Consider the following 3,231-nt stretch of genomic DNA (forward strand, 5'->3'; position numbering starts at 1 on the left):
CTTCAGAACTAACACAGTGGACGCGAGCAACTGAGGACAAGCCCTCGGCCTATTAGTACCGGTCAGCTCCACCCATTACTGGGCTTCCACATCCGGCCTATCAACCCAGTCGTCTACTGGGAGCCTTACCCTCTCAAGGAGGTGGGAATACTCATCTCGAAGCAGGCTTCCCGCTTAGATGCTTTCAGCGGTTATCCCTCCCGAACGTAGCCAACCAGCCATGCCCTTGGCAGGACAACTGGCACACCAGAGGTTCGTCCGTCCCGGTCCTCTCGTACTAGGGACAGCCCTTCTCAATATTCCTACGCGCGCAGCGGATAGGGACCGAACTGTCTCACGACGTTCTAAACCCAGCTCGCGTACCGCTTTAATGGGCGAACAGCCCAACCCTTGGGACCGACTCCAGCCCCAGGATGCGACGAGCCGACATCGAGGTGCCAAACCATCCCGTCGATATGGACTCTTGGGGAAGATCAGCCTGTTATCCCCGGGGTACCTTTTATCCGTTGAGCGACGGCGCTTCCACAAGCCACCGCCGGATCACTAGTCCCGACTTTCGTCCCTGCTCGACCCGTCGGTCTCACAGTCAAGCTCCCTTGTGCACTTACACTCAACACCTGATTGCCAACCAGGCTGAGGGAACCTTTGGGCGCCTCCGTTACCCTTTGGGAGGCAACCGCCCCAGTTAAACTACCCATCAGACACTGTCCCTGATCCGGATCACGGACCGAGGTTAGACATCCAGCACGACCAGAGTGGTATTTCAACGGCGACTCCACCATGACTGGCGTCACGGCTTCAAAGTCTCCCACCTATCCTACACAAGCCGAACCGAACACCAATATCAAACTGTAGTAAAGGTCCCGGGGTCTTTCCGTCCTGCTGCGCGAAACGAGCATCTTTACTCGTAGTGCAATTTCACCGGGCCTATGGTTGAGACAGTCGAGAAGTCGTTACGCCATTCGTGCAGGTCGGAACTTACCCGACAAGGAATTTCGCTACCTTAGGATGGTTATAGTTACCACCGCCGTTTACTGGCGCTTAAGTTCTCAGCTTCGCCCTGTCGAAACAGAGCTAACCGGTCCCCTTAACGTTCCAGCACCGGGCAGGCGTCAGTCCGTATACATCGCCTTACGGCTTCGCACGGACCTGTGTTTTTAGTAAACAGTCGCTTCTCGCTGGTCTCTGCGGCCACCCCCAGCTCACGGAGTAAATCCGATCACCAGGCGTGGCCCCCCTTCTCCCGAAGTTACGGGGGCATTTTGCCGAGTTCCTTAACCATAGTTCACCCGAACGCCTCGGTATTCTCTACCTGACCACCTGAGTCGGTTTAGGGTACGGGCCGCCATGAAACTCGCTAGAGGCTTTTCTCGACAGCATAGGATCATCCACTTCACCACAATCGGCTCGGCATCAGGTCTCAGCCTTAATGTGTGACGGATTTGCCTATCACACGGCCTACACCCTTACCCCGGGACTACCACCGCCCGGGCTGGACTACCTTCCTGCGTCACCCCATCGCTTACCTACTACCACCTTGGGTCGACGGCTCCACCACTTTCCTTTCCCCGAAGGGTCCGGAACGGCTTCACGGCCTTAGCATTAATGGGCTCGATATTGGGCGTTTCAAAGCGGGTACCGGAATATCAACCGGTTGTCCATCGACTACGCCTGTCGGCCTCGCCTTAGGTCCCGACTTACCCTGGGCAGATCAGCTTGACCCAGGAACCCTTAGTCAATCGGCGCACACGTTTCTCACGTGTGTATCGCTACTCATGCCTGCATTCTCACTCGTGAACCGTCCACAACTCGCTTCCGCGGCTGCTTCACCCGGCACACGACGCTCCCCTACCCATCACAGCGGGCGTTGGCCCTATTGCTGCAATGACACGACTTCGGCGGTACGCTTGAGCCCCGCTACATTGTCGGCGCGGAATCACTTGACCAGTGAGCTATTACGCACTCTTTCAAGGGTGGCTGCTTCTAAGCCAACCTCCTGGTTGTCTCTGCGACTCCACATCCTTTCCCACTTAGCGTACGCTTAGGGGCCTTAGTCGATGCTCTGGGCTGTTTCCCTCTCGACCATGGAGCTTATCCCCCACAGTCTCACTGCCGTGCTCTCACTTACCGGCATTCGGAGTTTGGCTAAGGTCAGTAACCCGGTAGGGCCCATCGCCTATCCAGTGCTCTACCTCCGGCAAGAAACACACGACGCTGCACCTAAATGCATTTCGGGGAGAACCAGCTATCACGGAGTTTGATTGGCCTTTCACCCCTAACCACAGGTCATCCCCCAGGTTTTCAACCCTGGTGGGTTCGGTCCTCCACGAAGTCTTACCTCCGCTTCAACCTGCCCATGGCTAGATCACTCCGCTTCGGGTCTTGAGCGCGCTACTGAATCGCCCTATTCGGACTCGCTTTCGCTACGGCTTCCCCACACGGGTTAACCTCGCAACGCACCGCAAACTCGCAGGCTCATTCTTCAAAAGGCACGCAGTCACGACCCATTGAGTAAACTCAATGAGCGACGCTCCCACGGCTTGTAGGCACACGGTTTCAGGTACTATTTCACTCCGCTCCCGCGGTACTTTTCACCATTCCCTCACGGTACTATCCGCTATCGGTCACCAGGGAATATTTAGGCTTAGCGGGTGGTCCCGCCAGATTCACACGGGATTTCTCGGGCCCCGTGCTACTTGGGTGTCTCTCAAACGAGCCGTCAATGTTTCAGCTACGGGGGTCTTACCCTCTACGCCGGACCTTTCGCATGTCCTTCGCCTACATCAACGGTTTCTGACTCGTCTCACAGCCGGCAGACTGTGAAAGAGAGATCCCACAACCCCGCATGCGCAACCCCTGCCGGGTATCACACGCATACGGTTTGGCCTCATCCGGTTTCGCTCGCCACTACTCCCGGAATCACGGTTGTTTTCTCTTCCTGAGGGTACTGAGATGTTTCACTTCCCCTCGTTCCCTCCACATGCCCTATGTGTTCAGGCATGGGTGACAGCCCATGACGACTGCCGGGTTTCCCCATTCGGAAACCCCCGGATCAAAGCCTGGTTGACGGCTCCCCGGGGACTATCGTGGCCTCCCACGTCCTTCATCGGTTCCTGGTGCCAAGGCATCCACCGTGCGCCCTTAAAAACTTGGCCACAGATGCTCGCGTCCACTGTGTAGTTCTCAAGCAACGACCAGCCACCCATCACCCCACCCGACAAGCGGATGAGT

General features: G+C 56.8%; 1 rRNA gene. It reads right to left on the reverse strand.

The annotated features are described in order from the left end of the window. Positions 1-32 precede the first annotated feature (32 nt). Positions 33-3,155 (reverse strand): 23S ribosomal RNA (locus IF00_RS0140245). Positions 3,156-3,231 lie beyond the last annotated feature (76 nt).

The sequence above is a fragment of the Streptomyces flavochromogenes genome (assembly GCF_000717595.1).
GTDB lineage: Bacteria > Actinomycetota > Actinomycetes > Streptomycetales > Streptomycetaceae > Streptomyces > Streptomyces flavochromogenes.